Consider the following 20,007-nt stretch of genomic DNA (forward strand, 5'->3'; position numbering starts at 1 on the left):
AACTTTCCAGGTTGATTTATTGGAGAGTAAAGAGCAATGGAGAGAACAACAAAAGTAATGATCAGACATAACGAAGAAGAAAGAAAATTCTTCACTACAATTGAAGGGGTTGAATGTACTTTGAAATACATTAAATGGAATGATCTTGTCTGGGATTTTATTAGTGCTTTTATTCCTCAGACCTTAAAACAAGCCAGCGAGCTTCGGTCAACCATTGTTGAATATGCACTCAATTTTGCTAAAACAAAAAATGCACGGATCAAGGCCTCTTGTTCTTGTGTCCAGGATTTTCTTGTGGAACACCCAGAGTATAGGAGCTTGATTTATTATCCGTATTAAAAATATCTAGGTCAAAAAAACAAAAGCCGGTTAATCTTCATTACCGGCTTTGTTTTTTTATTCTTATACTATTTATTACTCTAAAGTAATAGTAGCATAAATATTTTCAAATGAGGGATCTGTAACATCTCCTTTCGATTCAATGGTCAAAGAAAATGCTTCAGCATTCATAGCCCCTTTCATTTTCTGCAAATATTTTACCTGAGGAATTACAGTACCTGAATTATCAGGAATGCCTTCATTTACTGTCCAAAGCTGAAATGTTTTATCTTCTCTTACTGCATGCATATTTGCACCATCAACGAAAATATCCCCATTTGATCTATTCCAATACAGAGGAACTTTAAAAGTCCCATCCGGACTGATCAATTCAATTTTTGTGAAATTAGAATCCTTTAAAACTTCAAGACTTAAAAGCGCAGATTGTAATTCACTTTTAACAGTAACCATCTCGTTCAAAAGAGTTTCTTTCTCTTTTAATGAAGACTCTTTAACCAGTGAATTATCAGAATTCAAATTCACCAGGTCGTTATTTGCATTTTGCATTCTGTAAGCAAAAAATACAGCGGCTATGAGTGAAATGAGGGAGGTAACTATAAATATTGGAAGTAAAATATTGGAGGTTTTGCTTTTCTCCTCTAACATTTCAAACTTCTCTGCTTTTTCATTGACTACCTTTTTTGAGGTCTCCTCTGACTCACGCACTTCATTCTGCCTTGCCAAATCCTCAAGCACCTGTCTTTTGTAACCAAGGGGAGGCGTCTTTTCAAAACACATCACATACTTTCTCAATGCATTTTGAAGTGTTCTTATTTCTTCATTTACATCCGGATTTCCTGCGCTCGCTATTTCAATTTCATGAGCCTCAGCTTCTGATAGCTCTCCCAGTACATAAAGTTCTAGTTTTCCGGAATTAATTAATTCTTGTGAAGTCATTTCAGGAGTGTAAAGCTTTTAACATGTGCAAAGCTGCCTTAGCTTTATTTCTTACTGCATTTGCCGGTTGATTAAACTTTTCAGCAATTTGATCAATCGTCAAACCCTGGAAATAAATCAAATCAAGATAATGCTTTTGTTCCGGGTTAAGATTATTAAGAAAATCCCTTGAAACAGCAGGCTCCGTGTTTCCAAGAATTCCTTCTTGTACTTTCAACTGCACAATATCTGATAAATTATTTTGCTTAAACCCTCTTTTGCTAACCAATTCTAAAGCAGTACTTCTTGCAATTCTCAAAAGCCAATCAAAAAACTTTTCAGTTTTATGATTGAATTCTGTTATCCTTTTTAATATTTCAGAAAATACTTCTTTAAATATCTTTTCCGCAGCTTTTTCAGAATTTGCTATACGTAACACAATTCCAAATACGGCAGGCGAGTAGTGGTCATAAAGATATTCCAATGCTTTCTGGTCTTTGCCTTTCAACAGGCCAACAAGAGCTTCTTCGGGGATGTGATCTTGCTGAATTTTTTCTTTAGCAGTATTTGCCATGGTCTAAAATTACGAAACCTTTTCATCGTTCGATGGCTTTTTTCCGAAAAATATTTGTGATCACATTTTTATTTCCTGTACCTATTTATTCTGTTATTGCTTTTTATCTCAACATTTAATCATGGATTGAAAAATCTATAGAGATAATCATTAAGCACGTTTTCCTGGTGTCTTGCTGCAATAAAGGCTTTTAAAGGATCTGGATAAACCTGATCAAAATAATTTCCATTCCCGATTTTTACTATGTAAGATTTATAAGTATGGGTCAGAAACAAATCATTAAAAGGAACTTTAACTCCTGAAAAATTGAGGCTATATGCTCTTTCATCCATATTAAATACTCTACTACAATCATCATATTTAAAATAGGCAAGTGGTTCAGTAATACCTCTGTAATTTTCTGTTTGTGGAATTATCAAAGCAATATATTTTTGTTCAAAAACAAATTCCGATCTGTGTTTATCAAAGATGATATCTTCACCCAATTCTATTTCCTTTAATGTATGCGAAAAAATAAAGCCAATGCTGTCTTCTTCCGACATTATAACTTTAGATAATATTTCCTCTCTTGAAACTTCCTCCTTACACAGTCTGTCTCTGTATGGTAGCAGATTGCCTTTTTCTAAAGCATTTAGCAAAATCTCAGACAGAACTGCATTTTCCCCAAACAATTCAACATTCCTTGGATCTCGTAAAGAAAGCGCTCTCACAAGATGCTTTCTGAAAAGAACATCTTGTTCTCTGACATTTAGATTTTGCCCCAAAGCTAAATTTGATATTCCGAGAAAAAATAAAATTAATGTGATGCCTTTCATAATAGAAAATTTATGAAAGAACGAACCTGAAACAGAAATTATTTAATTTATCTGTCAAATGCAGACACCTTATCAACAAGAGGGCAATCGGGCAAAAACAAAATAACTTCTACATGGTTAAATTTTCATAATCCCGGTCTTAATGAAAGCACTTCTTAAAAACAGATTCACAGGTATATTTCTCGTTGCAGTTTGCTTTTTAACTTTTACGAATAACATAGCAACAGCACAAGATATACATGATCCTTGGAAAATAAATATATACTTTTCACCCGAATATACTTCACGGTTTTTAAGTGTTACAAGCGATCAATCCAATGTTAAAGAATTGAGAAAAAATGAAAATGGGACATTCGGATACTCAATCGGGCTAAATTTTGAAAAACATCTAAATGATCGCTTTGCATTTGGACTTGGTGGAAGATATAGCAAAAAGGGTTATAAAAAACCGTTAACAACATTAAGTGCACCTATAAATGGGAATGACCAAACCAAAGGATCTTTCAAAGCGGAATTATTGGAATTTCCGGTTTTTGTGGATTATAGTTACATAAAAAAAGAGAAATTAGCTCTTTTCTTGAGAGTTGGGCCGTCTTTTAATTATTTGATTGAAGCTAAGGAAAAAACTGATTATTACTCATCAGGCGTTTTAACAGAAACAACAGAATTAACGCGAGATGATGCAAATCTGAATAATTTCATAATGGGAGGGAATATAGGTACTGGTGTTCAGGCATATATTTCTAAGAATATTGGCTTAATGCTCATGCCACAGTTTACTTACTTTTTTACGCCGTTACGAAAAAATGTACCCGAAAAAGAAAGACTTTACTCAATAGGAGTAAATGGAGGTATAATACTTGCCTTTTAAATTAATTATACTTTTAAGAAAAATTTTTTAAAACCTAAACCTTGTGTATACCTGACAAGTATATACATAGCCTTGAATAAATTTCCAAAAAATTTAATTATTTGTCTATAAAATTATAATTTAGTAATATAGTTTGGAAAAAGTTCGTTTGAGGAGAAATTCCTTCAACAAAAAAATTTATTATATAATTCAACTAATTAATTGTATTTTATATTGGAAGTACATAAATTAGCGAATTATTCTGGAAGTGTATACAATTTAAGAAACAGGTTATGAATAAAATTTTCACCACTTTAAAAGGGCTTTCTCTCATAGCAACAGGAGCAGTAATTATTACTGCCTGTTCAAAGGGAAATCCTACCAGCACCAACCCGGGCAAAGAAAGCACGGTTACCGGTCTGGCTTACAATGAAGAAAACGGTTTTGAAGTTAAAGATTTCCAAGGCCAGCCTGAAGGGCCAAACCTTGTGTATATCGAAGGCGGTAGAACTGTTTTAGGTTCTTTCGAAGAAGATATTCTTAAGTCGGGAGACAACGTAGAAAGAACTGTTACAGTAGCGTCTTTCTACATGGATGAAACTGAAATTGCAAACATTCACTGGTTAGAGTATTTATTTTATATCCAGAGAGACTCTTCTCAGGAATTCTATGAATCGGCTCTTCCTGATACAAACGTTTGGGCAAGTGAGCTTGCTTACAATGACCCATATGTTGAGCATTATTTAAGATACCCAGGTTTCCGTTATTTCCCATTAGTAGGAGTTAACTGGATTCAAGCAGTTGATTACTGTACTTGGAGAACTAGAGTTGTAAACAATGAACTTGCTAAAGATGCAGGAGTTGAAGTACCTGAAGGCGGAGGAAGAATTCCTCTTGAGTCTGGTGTTGTACTTCCAAACTATAGACTTCCATCTGAGGCTGAGTGGGAATATGCTGCTCAAGCTCTTATCGGAAATCAGTGGTTGGATGAAAACCAGACACACAAAAGACTTTATCCATGGGATGGTCACGCACTTAGAAATCCGTATGGAAAACAAATGGGTATGTTCCTTGCCAACTTTAAAAGAGGTAGAGGTGACTATGCCGGTATCGCTGGTAAATTGAATGATGGTGCAATGATCACTACTTATATCTACGAATATCCTCCAAATGACTTCGGTCTTTACAACATGGCTGGTAACGTAAACGAGTGGGTATATGATGTTTATCGTCCTCTATCTTTCCAAGATTTTGATGATCTGAACCCACTTAGAAGAAACGGATTCCTTGACGAAGAAAAAGGATACGACAAAGCTGGATTCCAATCTCTAATTGATGACCACGTAAGAGTTTACAAAGGTGGTAGCTGGAAAGACGTTGCTTACTGGATGTCTCCAGGAACCAGAAGATATCTTGCAGAAGATTCTTGTACTGCAACTATCGGATTCCGTTGCGCAATGATCCAAGCTGGAACAAACTATTAATAGAAATTTAATTAAATCTATAAAAGCCTTTGGGTATGACCCAAAGGCTTTTTTTATGTTGCAATTGCCACAGATGCAATACTTACTTTTGAGGCGCCCGCTTCAAGTAAAGCAACCAGACAAGCTTCCATGGTGGACCCTGTTGTAACAACATCATCAATCAGCAGAATATGCTTCCCTGAAACTTCAGAGTCATCTTTTACTTTAAAAATTCCATCAACATTTTTCCATCTCAGTATCCTGCTAATTTTTGTCTGGGTAGAATTTGAAACAACCCTGCCTACCACTTCTTTACAACACACACCAAGACTTTCTCCAAGTCCTTCTCCAATTACAAAACTCTGATTATATCTTCTAGATTTCAATCTTTTTGAATGTAGAGGTACAGGAGCAATCAGGTCTGGTTTAAAGTCGGGAGACTTTTTAAGAATTTCCCAACCAAATTTTTTTCCCAAAAACCTCCCGGCAGCTTTATTTCCCTCATATTTTATCTCAAATAAAATATTTTGGACAATGCTTTTTTTCTGGAACTTAAGGAAAACAAAAGCATGATCGACCTTTACTTTACCATAAAATCGCTTCTCTAATTCATTGTCCGTCAAAAGGCCAATATCCGCTTTGGGCAAGTTTACTAGGCAGGAAGTACACAGAATTTCTTCGTTGATTAACAATCCATCATCACACCCAGCACATAGTGGAGGGTATATCAATTCAAAAAATGAATAAAATAAGTTCTTCATAGCTGGTTAAAAGTGAATCAAAATAAAGTAAAACTAATTATCATTTCATAACTTGAACCAATATTATAATAAATAAAGATGTCAGCCGATAAAGATTTTGACCCGGAATGGATAGCACTTCTTGACAGTTTGAAAGCAGTAATTGGGAAAAGACCAAACATGGACGCTATACTGTTTCTAATAGGAGTGCAAGAGCTTGGGCAAGGTAAAAGAAACTATTCCAAAGAAGAAAAACAGGATCTGATGCATATCGGGATATGCAAACTCCTAAGTTTGTCAGGATATTACGAACTTGAAGGACAGGATCAGGATGGATGGCCGCATTGGAAGTTAGTTAAAAATCTACCTCAATTTGACCTTAGAGAACAGGAAAAGCTACTCAAAATGCATATAAAAGAGTATTTCAAAACACTTTAATACATTTCAATTGAAAATACTAACATATAATGTAAATGGCTTAAGATCAGCTATTAGTAAAGGATTTGTAAAGTGGCTTAGTGCAACAGGGGCAGATGTAATTTGCCTTCAGGAAATAAAATCAACTCCCGAACAAGTAGAAACTACAGAAATTGAAGAATTAGGATTTAAATATTTGAGCTGGCATCCTGCAGTCAAAAAGGGTTATAGTGGAGTTGCGATTTTTTCAAAAATTAAACCTGTAAATGTCTGTGTAGGTTGTGGTATGGAAAAATACGATTATGAGGGTAGAGTTTTAAGAATAGATTTTGAAACTTTTTCCATTCTCAACGTATATATGCCTTCAGGATCTAGCGGTGAAGAGAGACAAGCCTTTAAAATGTGCTGGTTAGATGATTTTTATAATTATGTTTCCACACTTAGGACAGATTTCCCCCGTTTAATTGTTTGTGGCGATTATAATATTTGCCATAAAGCAATAGATATACACAACCCAAAGTCCAACGTTAACTCTTCGGGTTTTTTACCGGAAGAGAGGGCATGGATGACTAAATTCTTTGAAAGCGGTTTTGTAGATGCGTTCCGGCACTTTAATTCTGAACCTCATCATTATACATGGTGGACATACAGAATGAATGCGAGAAGTAAAAATCTTGGCTGGCGCATAGACTATCACGCCGTAACAGAAAATTTAAAGGAGCGCCTTAAAAGGGCAATTATATTAAACGAAGCTAAACATTCAGACCACTGCCCTGTACTAATTGAAATTGTTTAGATCAATATTTTCGTTTAATGCATTTTGTTATTAAATTGGCCTCTTTAAAAATTTAATTGGGTTTTGAATGTTCAACCAATTTTTTAAAAAATAAATGAAGAAATTGTTATTAACCTTAGCGTGCGCCGGGGTGCTGTTATCATCATGTGATACAACAAAAGAAACTGGCAGCGGAGAATCTTCCAGCCTAACTGCTGCGAAGGGAGGAAGATATTATGGCGGAGTGTTTAAAGTTAATGAGTCCGACTACATTAAGAACCTATTCCCTCATAATATAACCGACGCAATATCTTATCGCGTTGCAAATCAGGTCTATGAAGGACTAATGAAATTTAATCAAGCCGATCTAAGCCTTATTAAAGGTATAGCGGAAGATTATTCAGTAGATCCAAGCAAAACTGTTTACACATTTAAAATTAGGAAGGGAGTATTCTTTCACGATAACGAATGTTTCCCAGGCGGAAAAGGCAGAGAATTAACTGCGGAAGACGTTAAGTTCTGTTTTACTCAACTTTGCACTCAAAACATTAACAATCAAGGATTTAGCGTATTTCAAGGAATTTTGAAAGGCGCTGACGAATACTATAAAGCTTCAGAAGGCGGAAAAAAAACTTCATTTGAAGTAGAAGGTATTAAAGTAGTTGATCCAAATACTATTCAATTTACCCTTACTGCTCCAAATTCAATTTTCCTATATAACCTTGCAAGACCGTTCACTTATATTTTCCCTAAAGAAGCTTTGGAAAAATATGGTCTTGAAATGAGAACAAAAGCAGTAGGAACAGGACCATTTAAAATTTTCAGCATTGAAGATGATATCTCTATCATCCTTAAGAAAAATGAAAATTACTGGGGTTCTGATGAACATGGAAACAAGTTACCATTCTTGGATGCTATAAAAATCAAGTTTATTAAAGACAAGAAAACTGAGCTTTTAGAATTCAAAAAAGGAAATCTTGATATGATGTACAGACTTCCAACTGACCACATCATAGAAATCCTTGAAGAGGTAAAAGGAAATAAAGGCCAATTCGGACAATATGACCTTCAAAGAACTCCTGAAATGGCAACTCACTTCCTTTCATTCCTTAATCAAGGTAAAATCTTTAATAACAAAGATTTAAGAAAGGCATTCTCTTTTGCCATAGACAGAAAGAAAATACTTGAATTCGTACTTAACGGAGAAGGTTATGCTCCTGCGACGCACGGAATTACACCTATAGATATCTTTAAGAATCCGGTTTATGACGTTAGCAAAATCAATGGCTATGACCTTAACCTTGATTCTGCAAAATACTATCTGAAGAAAGCAGGATATCCTGACGGAAAAGGATTTCCTAAAATTACTCTAGAGCTTAACTCTGATGGAGAAAGAAATGCTGCAGTAGCTGAAGAAATTCAGAAACAACTTAAAGAGCATCTAAACATTTCAATTGAACTGAACATTGTACCATTCGCTCAGTTAGTTGAGAACATGATCAATGGAAAGAGCGACTTTTTCAGAGGTGGTTGGATTGCAGATTATCCAAACCCTGAAAACTTCTTGTGGTTCTTCTATGGAAAAACTGTTCCAGCAAGCCTTGAAAAGCCATCCTATCCAAATATGATGAGATACAAGAGCGATAAGTTTGACAAACTTTATGAGGAAGGTTTAAAAGCTACTACTCAAGAAGAAGCATTCAAACATTTCCTTGAAGCAGAAAACATAGTAATGCAGGATGCTCCAATCATGGTATTATGGTACGATGAAGGATACAGATTAATGCAGGCTTTTGTAAAGAATTTCCCGAACAATGCAATGCAATACAGGGACTTCACAAACGTCTACTTTGAGTATCCAAAGAAAGCGGACATGTAATTGGTTGAATTAAAACTTATTAATAACCATTTTGAGCAGGATCGAAGTTCGGTCCTGCTCATCTTAATTTAAAAGGCCTACAAAAATAATCAACTGGACGACCTCGTTAAGAAGTGATGAAACCAGCAGAAAACTTCGATAAACTCTTAGTAAACCTTAAGGCCTACAAAAGAAAGTACTACCTTAACCAAATGCTTAAGGGTGGAATTTTATTTTTAACACTTCTATCTTCTACTTATCTATTTTTCTCAATACTGGAGTACTATGGAAAATTTAGTCAGATAGTAAGGGTTTTATTTTTCTTTACATACTTGATTTCCGGATCGCTGGCCTTTTTCACCTGGATTCTGGACCCATTATTAAAATATTTTGCGATCAACAAACAACTGTCTGACGAAGAAGCGTCACGACAGATAGGGCTATACTTTCCAGAAATTAAGGACAAACTTTTAAATACTCTTCAACTCAAAAAAATGAGTGAGAAGGAGAGCGAACTAATTAGGGCTAGTATAGAACAAAAGACAAATTCACTGTCAATAGTCCCTTTTTCCAACGCGATTAACATAAGGGAAAACAAAAGATATTTACGTTATCTGGTTGGACCGATAGCAATTATTGCTTTAATAGTGTTCTTTCTTCCACACATTTTTGTAGAAAGTACAGCACGTATTATTAACTATAATACCGATTTCAAAGACAAAGCACCATTTTCTTTTATCCTTGAAAACAAATCATTAAAGGCCTTTAAAAACGAAGATTTTGAGATCAATCTTTCTATTAAGGGCAATTCTGTTCCTGAATCAGTTTATCTCATTTCTGCAAACAAAAGGTCTAAATTAAAGAACCTTGGTGGTGGAAAATTCTCATATATATTTAAGAATATCCAAAGAAAAGAAGACTTCAATTTTGAAGCTGCAGGTTTTATATCAGACGGATATTCTATTGATTTAATTAATAGACCAGAGCTTGCATCATTTGATGTATATTTAAACTACCCTCCATATCTTAAAAAACAGTCCGAGAAAGTAAAAAACATAGGGAATTTAAGCATTCCTGAAGGGACTTCTGTGACTTGGGAGTTCAATACAAAATCAGCTGATCAAATTAAGATTTTGTTTTCTTCAGGAAAACAAATCACTGAAAATATAGAAGATGATTCTTATAAGCTGTCCAAAACTTTTAATAAGACAGAAAGCTATGATCTTGAATTGCAGAACAAGCAAGTCAAAAGCAAAGAGAAGATTAGTTACACCATTAACGTAATTCCTGATCAGTTCCCTCAAATTTCAAGTGAAGAATATCACGATTCAACCCTATATAATTTTATAAGCCTTGGGGGGAGCATCAATGATGATTATGGTTTAACTGGCTTAAGACTCTTTTATAAAAGATCATTATCGGAGAATAAAGAGAAAGAATCTCCTTTCAAATCTATTAATGTACCAATAGATCAAAAATTTCTTTCACAGAACTTCATATTCAACTGGAATATAGATTCTCTTAAATTAAAACCCGGAGAAAGTCTAGAATACTATCTACAGGTTTGGGATAATGATGGTGTAAATGGAAGAAAAAGCTCAAAATCAAAAACCTATGGACTAAAGCTTCCTTCCAAAGAAGAAGTATCAAAAGCTATTTCTAAAAATTCAAATCAGGCCGAAAACAAAATGGAAAAAGCTTTGAGTAAATCTCAGCAAATCCAAAAGGACCTGAATAAAATTGAAGAAAAGCTAAAAGGAAAAAATAATCTGAATTGGCAAGATAAAAAAAGCATTGAGGAACTTCTTGATAAACATGAAGAACTTCGAAAAGAAATAGAGGAGCTTAAAAAAGCGAATGAGAAACTGAATCAGCAACAGGATAAATTTAGTCCATCCAGTGAGGAAATGGCTAAAAAAATGGAGCAATTGCAAAAGCTCATGAATGAATTACTGGATGAAGAGACAAAGAGACTTTATGATGAGCTTCAAAAACTAATGGAAAAAAATGCTCCTAAGCAAGATCTTCAAAAAGTATTGGATGCCATTCAGAAGAAGGAAAGCAACATGGATAAGGAGCTAGACAGAGCTTTAGAGATGTTTAAGCAACTTAAATTTGATCAAAAGTCAGAAGAAATCATTAATGACCTTAAAGAAACGGCAAAAGAGCAGGAAGAACTGGCTGAAAAAACAAATCAAAAGCAGGAAGATCAGAAATCTCTTCAAGAACAACAAGAGAAGTTAAATGAAGACTTTAAAAATATTCAGGAGAAATTAAATGACCTTGAAAAGATTAATGAGTCATTACAAAATAAGAATGATCTTGAAAATACAGATTCAAAGGAGAATGAAATTTCTAAAGAACAACAAAATAGTTCTGAGCAGCTAAAGAACAATCAGAATAAAAAAGCTGGAAATTCCCAGAAAAATGCAGCCGATAAGATGAAAGAAATGGCTGATAAAATGTCTTCCATGCAAAAATCCAATGAACAGCAACAAGCTGAAGAAAACATGGAAGATCTTAGAATGATACTAGAAAACCTTGTAAGGCTTTCTTTTGATCAAGAAGATGTAATGAAGGAATTCAAAAAAGTAAATCAAACTGATCCAAGATTCATTGCACTATCACAAAAACAGTTAAAGCTAAAGGACGACAGTAAAATTATTGAAGATAGTCTATTGGCTTTAGCAAAAAGGGTCTACCAAATAGAATCTTTTGTTACACGTGAAGTTGGCCAAATGAAAGATTTCATGGATGAAAGTGCTAAAGCAATAAAAGAAAGAAGACCTGACATAGCTGCAGGCAAACAACAATTTGCAATGACATCCATAAACAATCTTGCCTTAATGCTTAATGACGTTCTTAAGCAGATGCAAGAGCAAATGGCACAGTCAATGAAAAGTGGGTCTTCTATGTGCAAGAAACCTGGAAAAAACCCTAAACCAGGTCTAGGAGAGCTACAGAAACAGCTAAATCAGAAAATCCAGCAATTAAAGCAGGGAGGAAAAACAGGAAAGGAGCTTTCTGAAGAACTGGCAAAACTTGCTGCCGAACAAGAAACTATCAGGAATGCAATGAAGGAGTTGGAGAAAATGATGAATAAAAATGGAGGTCAAGCTCCTGGAAGCAATTTGAATCAGCTTTCTCAAAAAATGGAAGAAACAGAAAATGATCTGGTAAATAAGAAACTGACTCAGGAAATGATCATGAGACAGCAAGAGATATTAACCAGATTATTGGAAGCAGAAAAGGCTGTTAGGGAAAGAGATCTTGATGAGAAAAGAGAAGCTGAATCAGCTAAAGAACCAAAACAAGATATACCTCCTTCATTTGAGAAATATCTTAAAGCAAAAGAAAGACAAATCGACCTTTTAAAATCCATTTCTCCTGCTTTAACACCTTATTATAAGCAAGAGGTAAATGAATATTTTCAGAAAATAGACAATTAAGATAAAAACCGTATTATAAAGTTAAAGAATGATGAATTCGCTTAGGATACAGATCCCTTCCTTACCGGAAAACATTAGAATTGTTGAGAGCTTTATCGACAATGTAAAAGACAAATTTCAGATTGACGATGACATCTATGGAAACATCATGGTTGCTGTTACAGAGTCAGTAAATAATGCTATTGTTCACGGAAATAAAGGAGACAGAACAAAGAATGTTATCCTAGCTGCAGAATGCCAGGATAATCACTTGAAATTTATTATTGAAGACGAAGGTCCAGGCTTTAACTATGATTCATTACCTGACCCAACAGCACCAGAAAACCTGGACAAAATAGGAGGAAGAGGAATATTCCTTATGAAGCATTTATCTGATCAGGTCGAATTCAAAAATGAAGGAAGAACTGTTGAACTTTCATTTTACTTTAATTAATGTCAAGTACATCTGAAATTTTTTTCCATAAAGAAGATATATCCTTTCGCTTTTTACACAAAGAACAAATTATCCAATGGATAAAGGAGGTGGCAAAAAAGGAGAAGAAATCAATTGGATACATCAACTATGTTTTCTGTTCTGATAATTACCTTTTAGAACTCAACAAGGATTACCTTAACCATAAAACTCTAACAGACATTATTACATTTGATAATTCTGATGGAACTTTAATTGAATCGGATATATTCATTAGTATCGAAAGAGTAAGAGAAAATGCAGCAAGATTCGAAACGACATTCCAATTAGAGTTTTACAGGGTTTTGATTCACGGAGTATTACATCTCTGCGGATACAAAGACAAAAAGGAAGAAGAGAAAAACCTAATGAGGGAGAAAGAAAACAAATACATCACCCTCCTTAACACAAAATACAATGTTCCACGTGGAACAAAATAATATAAGCATTTACAAGTTCCACGTGGAACATCTATACTAATAAAAAATCTAATAATGATTTAAATAAAAGATGTTTCACGTGGAACATAATACTATAATTCAATTAACAAATCCATACGGGACATTCTCTATTAAAAAGAGAAATTAAAGAAGACATCTTCTTTGTTCCACGTGGAACACAAAATCACTTTCATAAAATGTTTAAAGAATACGATGTAATTGTTGTAGGTGCAGGCCATGCAGGTTGTGAGGCTGCTGCTGCTGCTGCCAATATGGGCTCAACAGTACTACTTGCAACAATGAACATGCAAACTATTGCTCAAATGTCTTGTAACCCGGCAATGGGAGGTGTAGCAAAAGGACAAATAGTTAGAGAAATAGATGCTTTAGGTGGACAATCCGGTATCATATCAGACAAATCAATGATTCAATTTAGGATGTTGAATAGATCCAAAGGTCCTGCAATGTGGAGTCCAAGAAGTCAAAATGATAGAATGAAGTTTGCAGAAGAATGGAGACTGACTCTCGAAAGAACACCTAATGTAGACTTCTGGCAAGAAATGATTAGCGGACTTCTTGTAAAGGACGGAAAAGTAGTTGGGGTAAGAACAGGAATGGGTATTGAAATAAAAGCTAAATCAGTTGTTCTAACCAACGGAACATTCCTAAATGGTATAATACATATCGGAGAAAAAAGATTTGGGGGAGGAAGAACGGCAGAAAAAGCAGCAACAGGAATAACAGAACAATTAGTTGAATTAGGATTTGAAGCCGGGAGAATGAAGACTGGCACTCCGCCAAGAATAGATGGTAGATCATTAAACTACCAAAGAATGGAAGAACAAAAAGGTGATGAGAATCCTGGTAAATTTTCCTATTCAGAAGAAACATCTGCGCCAAAAGAACAGAGAAGTTGTTATATCACTTACACAAATAAAGATGTACATGAAGTACTCAAGACAGGATTTGACAAATCTCCAATGTATACCGGGAGAATTAAAGGATTAGGTCCAAGATATTGCCCTTCCGTAGAGGATAAAATAAACAGATTTGCAGATAAAGAAAGGCACCAGATATTTGTAGAACCAGAAGGTTGGAATACTGTAGAAATATATGTTAATGGCTTCTCTACATCCTTACCAGAAGATGTACAATACAATGCGCTAAAACTAATTCCAGGGTTCGAAAATGTTAAAATGTTCAGACCTGGATACGCCATAGAATACGATTACTTCCCTCCAACCCAATTAAAGCTTACCCTTGAAACAAAAATCCTGGACAATCTATACTTTGCAGGACAAATTAATGGAACTACAGGGTACGAAGAAGCAGCGTGCCAAGGGCTCATTGCAGGAATAAATGCTCACAATAAAGTCCATGAAAAGGAAGAGTTCATTCTTGGAAGATCAGAAGCCTATATAGGGGTACTAATAGATGACTTAGTAAATAAAGGTACAGAAGAACCCTATAGAATGTTCACTTCAAGAGCTGAATACAGAATACTTCTTCGCCAAGATAATGCAGATCTAAGATTAACTGGGAAAGGCTATGCATTAGGACTCGCCAGCAGAGAAAGATTTGAGAAAATGGAGGAAAAGAAAAAAGGAGTATCAGATCTGACCGAGCAATTAAAAGCATTCAAATTTCAACCAGATCAAATCAATTCAAGATTAGAAGAACTTGGAAGTGCTCAGATTAGGGAAAAGGCAACATACCTTAATTTAATAAAACGACCAGATCTAGATATAAAAGATCTGGCAAATATTAACGAAGACACAAATAAACTAATCTCTAATTATAGCGACGATATAGTTGAGCAAACTTCAATAGAAGTAAAATATGAAAGCTATATCCAGAAAGAAGAGGCATTGGCTAAGAAAATGACAAACATGGAAAACTTTCAAATAAATGAATCTATGAATTATGATAGTTTAGTCGCTCTATCAGCTGAAGCAAGAGAAAAGTTAAAACGAATCAAACCAAAAACACTAGGACAAGCATCAAGAATAAGTGGAATAACACCATCTGATATATCTGTTCTAATGATTTATCTAGGAAAATAAAATGAAAGAAATAACCTCATGTCCTGTTTGCCATTCCACAGGATTAGGCCTTAAATTAAATATTAAAGATTACTCCATTACACAGGAGAAATTCAATCTATTAGAATGCCCTAAATGCAAACTAAACATTACTTCACCTCAACCAGATGAAGAGAGCATAGGAAGATATTACCAATCTGAAAAATATGTATCACATACAGATTCTAAGAAAGGTATCATCAACGCAATCTATCATAGAATAAGAAAAATAACTCTTAATGCTAAACTTGAGTTAATAAACAAGTATTCAAAACCGGGAAACCTATTGGATATAGGATGTGGAACAGGATACTTTCTTAAGAAGTGTCAGGAAAACGGATGGAGGATTACAGGTACAGAACCTGATAGGGGGGCAAGGCAAAAAGCTCAAGATTTAACTGGAAAAGAAATTTATGGAAACATAAATGAAATAAAAGCTATAAAAGAGTTTAATGTAATCACTCTTTGGCATGTCCTCGAACATATTCATGATCCAGTTAAGGTACTAGCTAGAATAAAAGAATTATTGAAAGATGAAGGGACATTAATCATTGCAGTACCAAATTTAGAATCTAATGATTCAAAATACTATCAAGAAACTTGGGCAGCATACGATGTTCCTAGACATCTATACCATTTTTCAAAGACAGCACTTAACAATTTACTTGATCAAACAGGTTTTCAGCTGATCGAAACAAAACCAATGAAATTCGACAGTTACTATGTAAGCATGTTAAGTGAAAAATATAAAGGAACAAATAACATTCTAAATGCTTTCATCACAGGATATAAATCGAATTTAAAAGCTAAAAAAGAATCAGGAAACTATTCTAGTATCATCTACATCGCAAGAATAAAAAAATGATAAGAAACATTTTTACAACAATAACAGCAATTTTTATAATCATATTTTTGAAAGCCTGTGCAAATATTCAGGCTCCTCAAGGAGGTCCCAAAGATCTAAAACCTCCTAAACTAGTCAAATCATATCCAAAGCCAAATTCCTTAGAATTCAAATCAAACACAATGATCTTTGAATTTGATGAAGAAATAAAAGAAAACAATTTCATGGAGCAATTAATAATATCTCCTACTATCAATTCAGAATATACTTACAAGATTAGAGGTAAAAAACTAACAATAACATTCAACAAACCATTTGAAGAAAATACTACTTATACACTAAACTTTAGAAACGCAATCCAAGATATTACCGAAAACAATCCGCCAAAAAATCTTTCAGTTGCTTTCAGTACAGGAGCAATACTGGATACACTTACCATTTCCGGAAAAGTTACGGATTTACTTACCAATAAACCATTATCAAATATATCTGTAGCTCTATACAAAAGTGACGATACTTTAAACATATCGAATTCCAAACCATTGTACTTTGCTAAATCAGAGAACGACAAATACAAAATCACCAACATTAAAAAAGGAACTTATGATCTATATGCCTTGGAAGACTTAAGTAATAACCTAAAATATGACTCTAAGGAAAAAATAGGATTCAAAACAAAAATTCCAATTGATAGTAACATTACTAATTCAGATATATATCTAACTAAAATAGATACTACAGCTCCTGAGATAATATCTACATCCATTATTAATGAAAATGAATTTACTATCAAACTAAAGGAAGGGGTTAAATCACAACACATTGATTATCAAAAAGATACGTCATTTAATGTAAGTTATCTAATTGAAAATCAAGGCAATACAATAAAAATATTCAATACATGGAAAATAATGGAAGATAGCATTCCACTCAAACTTGTATTAGAAGATTCATCAGGTAATATAGGAAGAGGAAACATTAGAATTATCTATGAATCCAAGACAAAGAAGAAAACAGAAACAAAGACACCTTTACTTATTACCATCAATCCAGATAATGGAAAACTAAATCCAAAAGGAAACAAGATCAAATTAAACTTCTCAAGTCCAGTTACAGAAATAGATTTCAGCCAATTCCAGATAAAGGAAGACTCAATAGTCAAACCATTCGAAAAGAAAAACTTTACTCTTAACAAACAGAAATTACAGGCAGAGGTGGATATCTATTATCCAGAGAATAAAGATTCCTTATTCCTGATTATGCCTGACAGTACAATAAAGGATTTCTTAAATAACTATAATAGGGGCTTAAAGGAGAAGTTTACTGTAAAAAAGGAAGAAGACTATGCAATCCTTTCAGGGACTATTACTACAGAAGCTAAAAACTATTTTTTTGAGTTATTAGATGATAAGTACAACCCAATTCTGACATTAAAGAACCCTAAAAAATACGAACTGAATTTTCTTAATCCAGGAACGTATTATATAAGAATTCTCGTAGATGTTAATAACAATGGTAAATGGGATAATGCAGACCTTGAAAAAATGATTCAAGCAGAACCAGTAATCCACTATAAAGAGAAAATAGCGCTAAGAGCTAACTGGGAAGTCAGAGATATCAACATAGAATTTTAATATTTATTAATAAAAATATAAAATATTGATATTAAAGACTTAACAAATCAACATTTTCAACATTCAATGTGACTAAATCATTAAGAAATTAATTTTCAAAATCTGAAAACAATCTGAGATGAGACTTTTATCAACGAATCAAAATTCCACAAAAATAACATGGTCAAAAATGGTGGATTATTTATAACAATCCTCAATCCACAATGTTTAAGGATAAATACACATTAAAAAATTTTGTTTCGTTAATAAAAACCAAATATATCTAATAATCAATCATTAAATCGTTATATAACCTGTGGATAAAAAAGATATAAATCAAGAATTATAAACTTCACAAAAAATCAAGACGTGAATAATTAAAGTTTTCAACTTATTCACAGGGATATATTATAAATAATAATTATTTAAATATTTAATTAATAAAATAAGGGATTAATAAGTCAGTTTGAAAAATATGAATGTGAAGAAGCTTTATATTTCCTTAACCACTCTTGTTGCATTTTTGTTTTTGGCAACCTCTAACTTTTTATATGCACAAGTCTCACCTGAAATAAAAATTGCCAATGAATATTTTAACAATCAGGAATTCAGTAAAGCTCTTTCTGAATACGAAAAAATTAGTAAAAAGTCTGAAAATCTTCCCCTGATATATTCTAATTACTATAATTCATTAATCCACGAAAAAAATATTACTGAGGGAGAGAAGCTCATCAAAAAAATGATTAAGAGCAGTCCTAACGAATCTTATTATAAAGCTGACCTCTATCTTCATTTACAAAAATTCTCTTCACAGGACAAAGCTCAGAAGGAATTTTCAAACCTTTCTGAAGCTGTTGGTGAAAATCCTTCTCTAACTGAAAAAATTGCTGATTATTTAGTGAAATCCGGAAATGTGGATAAAGCTGCAGAATTGTATATAAACTCCAGGAAGGCACTGAATGACAGAAATTTATATAGTTTTAAACTTGCTGAACTGTTTAAAATTCAGAATAATAATGCATTAATGATTGAAGAAATGCTGAATTATCTGAAAAATGATCCAAATGAATTGGAAAATGTGAAAAACCAGTTTCAGAATATTCTTACAGAAAAAGAAGATTTTGACCTACTGGAAACCACTTTGTATGATAAAATACAAAAAGACCCTAATGATGCTGCTTTTAATGAAATGCTTCTCTGGATGAATATTCAGCAGAAAAATTTCACTAAAGCCTTTATGCAATCGAAGGCTCTTGATAAAAGATATAAGATGCAGGGAATGAAAATGATTGAGGTAGGGAGAATTGCGATGGAAAATAAAGACTATGAAGCAGCTTCAAAATTTTTCCAATTTGTTGTGGATGAATACCGGAATGGTGTTTATTATGGTCAGGCGAAAAGAATGTTAATTAATTCCAGAGAAGAACTGATTAAAAATACATTTCCTATTAATGAAAGTCAGATCAGGTTGTTAATAACAGATTATTCGAATCTTATTAAAGAGCTGGGAAAATCTCCTTATACGACGGAGGCTATGAAAAACATGGCTTTACTAGAAGCATTTTATCTGGACAAAAAAGATACAGCAATTATAATATTAAACGATGCTCTGAATTACTCCAGAAATGATGATCGTTTAACAGCAAAAATCAAGATTGACCTTGGGGATATTTATCTCTTAAAAGAGGAACCTTGGGAGGCGACACTATTGTATTCCCAAGCAGAAAAAGCGATGAAGGAGGATCCGATTGGTCATGAAGCGAAGTTAAAGAATGCCAAATTAAATTATTACAAAGGAGAATTTGAGCTGGCTCAGGAACATCTTGATATCCTTAAAATGGCTACCTCAAGAGAAATTTCAAATGATGCTATGAATCTTAGCCTTCTGATTCAAGACAATACTATTCTGGATACAGATACAACTAATGAAGCAATGAAGGAATATGCCAAGATAGATTTTCTTCTGTTCAGAAATAAAAATCTTGAGGCTATTGAAATGGCAGAAGAAATTCTAAAAAAATATCCGAAGCATTCTTTGGCTGATGAAGTGCTTTTACTGGAAGCAAAGATCTACAGAAAATTAGGTGACTTCGATAAAAGTCTTATTGCACTAGAAAAAATAAATACTTCTTTCTCTACTGATATCCTTGGTGATGATGCTTTGTTTTTAACTGGCATCATTTATGAAGAAAATAAAAAGGATAATCAGAAAGCGATGCAGATTTATCAGGATTTTATGATTAAATATCCTGGAAGTATCTTTAATGTTGAGGCCAGAAAACGATTTAGAAAGCTACGTGGCGATAAAATTTGATTTGGTCGGGCATTAAAAAAATTTTCCCGCTTCGCGGATTATAATATCCGTATACTTGCCTTTCCCGAC

At 33.7% G+C, this 20,007-nt stretch carries 17 protein-coding genes; 13 read left to right on the top strand and 4 right to left on the bottom strand.

Features of this window, described 5'->3' with window-relative positions:
• Nucleotides 1–36: 36 nt before the first annotated feature.
• The gene (locus J7604_RS00200; RefSeq protein ID WP_293889671.1) at nt 37–339 is read left to right on the top strand and encodes an N-acetyltransferase; all 303 of its coding nucleotides are present in this window, start codon (nt 37–39) and stop codon (nt 337–339) included.
• A gap of 75 nt (nt 340–414) precedes the next feature.
• On the opposite strand, the gene J7604_RS00205 is transcribed toward J7604_RS00200, so the two are convergent.
• The 3 genes from J7604_RS00205 to J7604_RS00215 form a co-directional block, all read right to left on the bottom strand.
• Nucleotides 415–1,275, bottom strand: a complete 861-nt coding sequence (locus tag J7604_RS00205; RefSeq protein ID WP_293889673.1) for an anti-sigma factor — start codon at nt 1,273–1,275, stop codon at nt 415–417.
• Nucleotide 1,276: 1 nt separating this feature from the next.
• On the bottom strand, nt 1,277–1,828 hold the full coding sequence (locus tag J7604_RS00210; protein ID WP_293889675.1) for a sigma-70 family RNA polymerase sigma factor: 552 nt from the start codon (nt 1,826–1,828) through the stop codon (nt 1,277–1,279).
• 119 nt (nt 1,829–1,947) lie between these two features.
• Nucleotides 1,948–2,643 carry a hypothetical protein gene (locus J7604_RS00215; protein ID WP_293889677.1) on the bottom strand — a complete coding sequence of 232 codons (696 nt, stop codon included), beginning with the start codon at nt 2,641–2,643 and terminating at the stop codon, nt 1,948–1,950.
• A 142-nt stretch (nt 2,644–2,785) separates the two neighbouring features.
• Here J7604_RS00215 and J7604_RS00220 point away from each other — a divergent pair, with 142 nt between their 5' ends.
• The gene (locus J7604_RS00220) at nt 2,786–3,514 is read left to right on the top strand and encodes a porin family protein (protein ID WP_293889679.1); all 729 of its coding nucleotides are present in this window, start codon (nt 2,786–2,788) and stop codon (nt 3,512–3,514) included.
• A gap of 272 nt (nt 3,515–3,786) precedes the next feature.
• Nucleotides 3,787–4,977, top strand: coding sequence for a gliding motility lipoprotein GldJ (gene gldJ, locus J7604_RS00225; RefSeq protein ID WP_293889681.1), 1,191 nt, complete (start codon nt 3,787–3,789; stop codon nt 4,975–4,977).
• Nucleotides 4,978–5,030: 53 nt separating this feature from the next.
• Here gldJ and J7604_RS00230 read toward each other — a convergent pair whose 3' ends face one another.
• Entirely contained in the window at nt 5,031–5,717 is a 687-nt protein-coding gene (locus J7604_RS00230) for a ComF family protein (RefSeq protein WP_293889683.1), read from the bottom strand.
• Between the two features lie 78 nt (nt 5,718–5,795).
• On the opposite strand from J7604_RS00230, the gene J7604_RS00235 reads away from it, so the two are divergent.
• The 10 genes from J7604_RS00235 (at nt 5,796) to J7604_RS00280 (ending at nt 19,938) form a co-directional block, all read left to right on the top strand.
• Nucleotides 5,796–6,134, top strand: a complete 339-nt coding sequence (locus tag J7604_RS00235) for a hypothetical protein (protein ID WP_037574030.1) — start codon at nt 5,796–5,798, stop codon at nt 6,132–6,134.
• Between the two features lie 10 nt (nt 6,135–6,144).
• Nucleotides 6,145–6,909, top strand: coding sequence for an exodeoxyribonuclease III (locus J7604_RS00240; RefSeq protein WP_293889688.1), 765 nt, complete (start codon nt 6,145–6,147; stop codon nt 6,907–6,909).
• A gap of 94 nt (nt 6,910–7,003) precedes the next feature.
• Nucleotides 7,004–8,767 (top strand): ABC transporter substrate-binding protein, encoded by a 1,764-nt coding sequence (locus tag J7604_RS00245; protein WP_293889690.1) that lies wholly within the window; start codon nt 7,004–7,006, stop codon nt 8,765–8,767.
• Nucleotides 8,768–8,883: 116 nt separating this feature from the next.
• Nucleotides 8,884–12,195, top strand: a complete 3,312-nt coding sequence (locus J7604_RS00250; RefSeq protein WP_293889692.1) for a DUF4175 family protein — start codon at nt 8,884–8,886, stop codon at nt 12,193–12,195.
• 31 nt (nt 12,196–12,226) lie between these two features.
• Complete coding sequence (locus J7604_RS00255; RefSeq protein WP_293890622.1) at nt 12,227–12,628, top strand: ATP-binding protein; 402 nt, start codon at nt 12,227–12,229, stop codon at nt 12,626–12,628.
• The gene (ybeY, locus tag J7604_RS00260) at nt 12,628–13,086 is read left to right on the top strand and encodes an rRNA maturation RNase YbeY (protein ID WP_293889694.1); all 459 of its coding nucleotides are present in this window, start codon (nt 12,628–12,630) and stop codon (nt 13,084–13,086) included. The genes J7604_RS00255 and ybeY overlap by 1 nt, the downstream gene beginning before the upstream one ends.
• Nucleotides 13,087–13,283: 197 nt before the next feature.
• Nucleotides 13,284–15,149 (top strand): tRNA uridine-5-carboxymethylaminomethyl(34) synthesis enzyme MnmG, encoded by a 1,866-nt coding sequence (gene mnmG / locus J7604_RS00265; RefSeq protein WP_293889696.1) that lies wholly within the window; start codon nt 13,284–13,286, stop codon nt 15,147–15,149.
• A gap of 1 nt (nt 15,150) precedes the next feature.
• Nucleotides 15,151–16,032 (top strand): class I SAM-dependent methyltransferase, encoded by an 882-nt coding sequence (locus J7604_RS00270; RefSeq protein ID WP_293889698.1) that lies wholly within the window; start codon nt 15,151–15,153, stop codon nt 16,030–16,032.
• Complete coding sequence (locus J7604_RS00275; RefSeq protein ID WP_293889700.1) at nt 16,029–17,645, top strand: Ig-like domain-containing domain; 1,617 nt, start codon at nt 16,029–16,031, stop codon at nt 17,643–17,645. Before J7604_RS00270 ends, J7604_RS00275 begins: the two co-directional genes overlap by 4 nt.
• 460 nt (nt 17,646–18,105) lie before the next feature.
• Complete coding sequence (locus J7604_RS00280) at nt 18,106–19,938, top strand: tetratricopeptide repeat protein (protein WP_293889702.1); 1,833 nt, start codon at nt 18,106–18,108, stop codon at nt 19,936–19,938.
• Nucleotides 19,939–20,007 lie beyond the last annotated feature (69 nt).

The organism is Sporocytophaga sp., assembly GCF_017745095.1.
GTDB lineage: Bacteria > Bacteroidota > Bacteroidia > Cytophagales > Cytophagaceae > Sporocytophaga.

Excerpts from the sequence above, each read along its gene's own strand:
- J7604_RS00205 (WP_293889673.1), bottom strand. The coding sequence starts at position 1,275 with ATGACTTCACAAGAATTAATTAATTCCGGAAAACTAGAACTTTATGTA.
- J7604_RS00235 (WP_037574030.1), top strand. The coding sequence starts at position 5,796 with ATGTCAGCCGATAAAGATTTTGACCCGGAATGGATAGCACTTCTTGAC.
- J7604_RS00245 (WP_293889690.1), top strand. The coding sequence starts at position 7,004 with ATGAAGAAATTGTTATTAACCTTAGCGTGCGCCGGGGTGCTGTTATCA.
- mnmG (WP_293889696.1), top strand. The coding sequence starts at position 13,284 with ATGTTTAAAGAATACGATGTAATTGTTGTAGGTGCAGGCCATGCAGGT.
- J7604_RS00220 (WP_293889679.1), top strand. The coding sequence starts at position 2,786 with ATGAAAGCACTTCTTAAAAACAGATTCACAGGTATATTTCTCGTTGCA.
- J7604_RS00230 (WP_293889683.1), bottom strand. The coding sequence starts at position 5,717 with ATGAAGAACTTATTTTATTCATTTTTTGAATTGATATACCCTCCACTA.
- J7604_RS00275 (WP_293889700.1), top strand. The coding sequence starts at position 16,029 with ATGATAAGAAACATTTTTACAACAATAACAGCAATTTTTATAATCATA.
- J7604_RS00215 (WP_293889677.1), bottom strand. The coding sequence starts at position 2,643 with ATGAAAGGCATCACATTAATTTTATTTTTTCTCGGAATATCAAATTTA.
- J7604_RS00200 (WP_293889671.1), top strand. The coding sequence starts at position 37 with ATGGAGAGAACAACAAAAGTAATGATCAGACATAACGAAGAAGAAAGA.
- gldJ (WP_293889681.1), top strand. The coding sequence starts at position 3,787 with ATGAATAAAATTTTCACCACTTTAAAAGGGCTTTCTCTCATAGCAACA.
- J7604_RS00270 (WP_293889698.1), top strand. The coding sequence starts at position 15,151 with ATGAAAGAAATAACCTCATGTCCTGTTTGCCATTCCACAGGATTAGGC.
- J7604_RS00255 (WP_293890622.1), top strand. The coding sequence starts at position 12,227 with ATGAATTCGCTTAGGATACAGATCCCTTCCTTACCGGAAAACATTAGA.
- ybeY (WP_293889694.1), top strand. The coding sequence starts at position 12,628 with ATGTCAAGTACATCTGAAATTTTTTTCCATAAAGAAGATATATCCTTT.
- J7604_RS00210 (WP_293889675.1), bottom strand. The coding sequence starts at position 1,828 with ATGGCAAATACTGCTAAAGAAAAAATTCAGCAAGATCACATCCCCGAA.
- J7604_RS00250 (WP_293889692.1), top strand. The coding sequence starts at position 8,884 with ATGAAACCAGCAGAAAACTTCGATAAACTCTTAGTAAACCTTAAGGCC.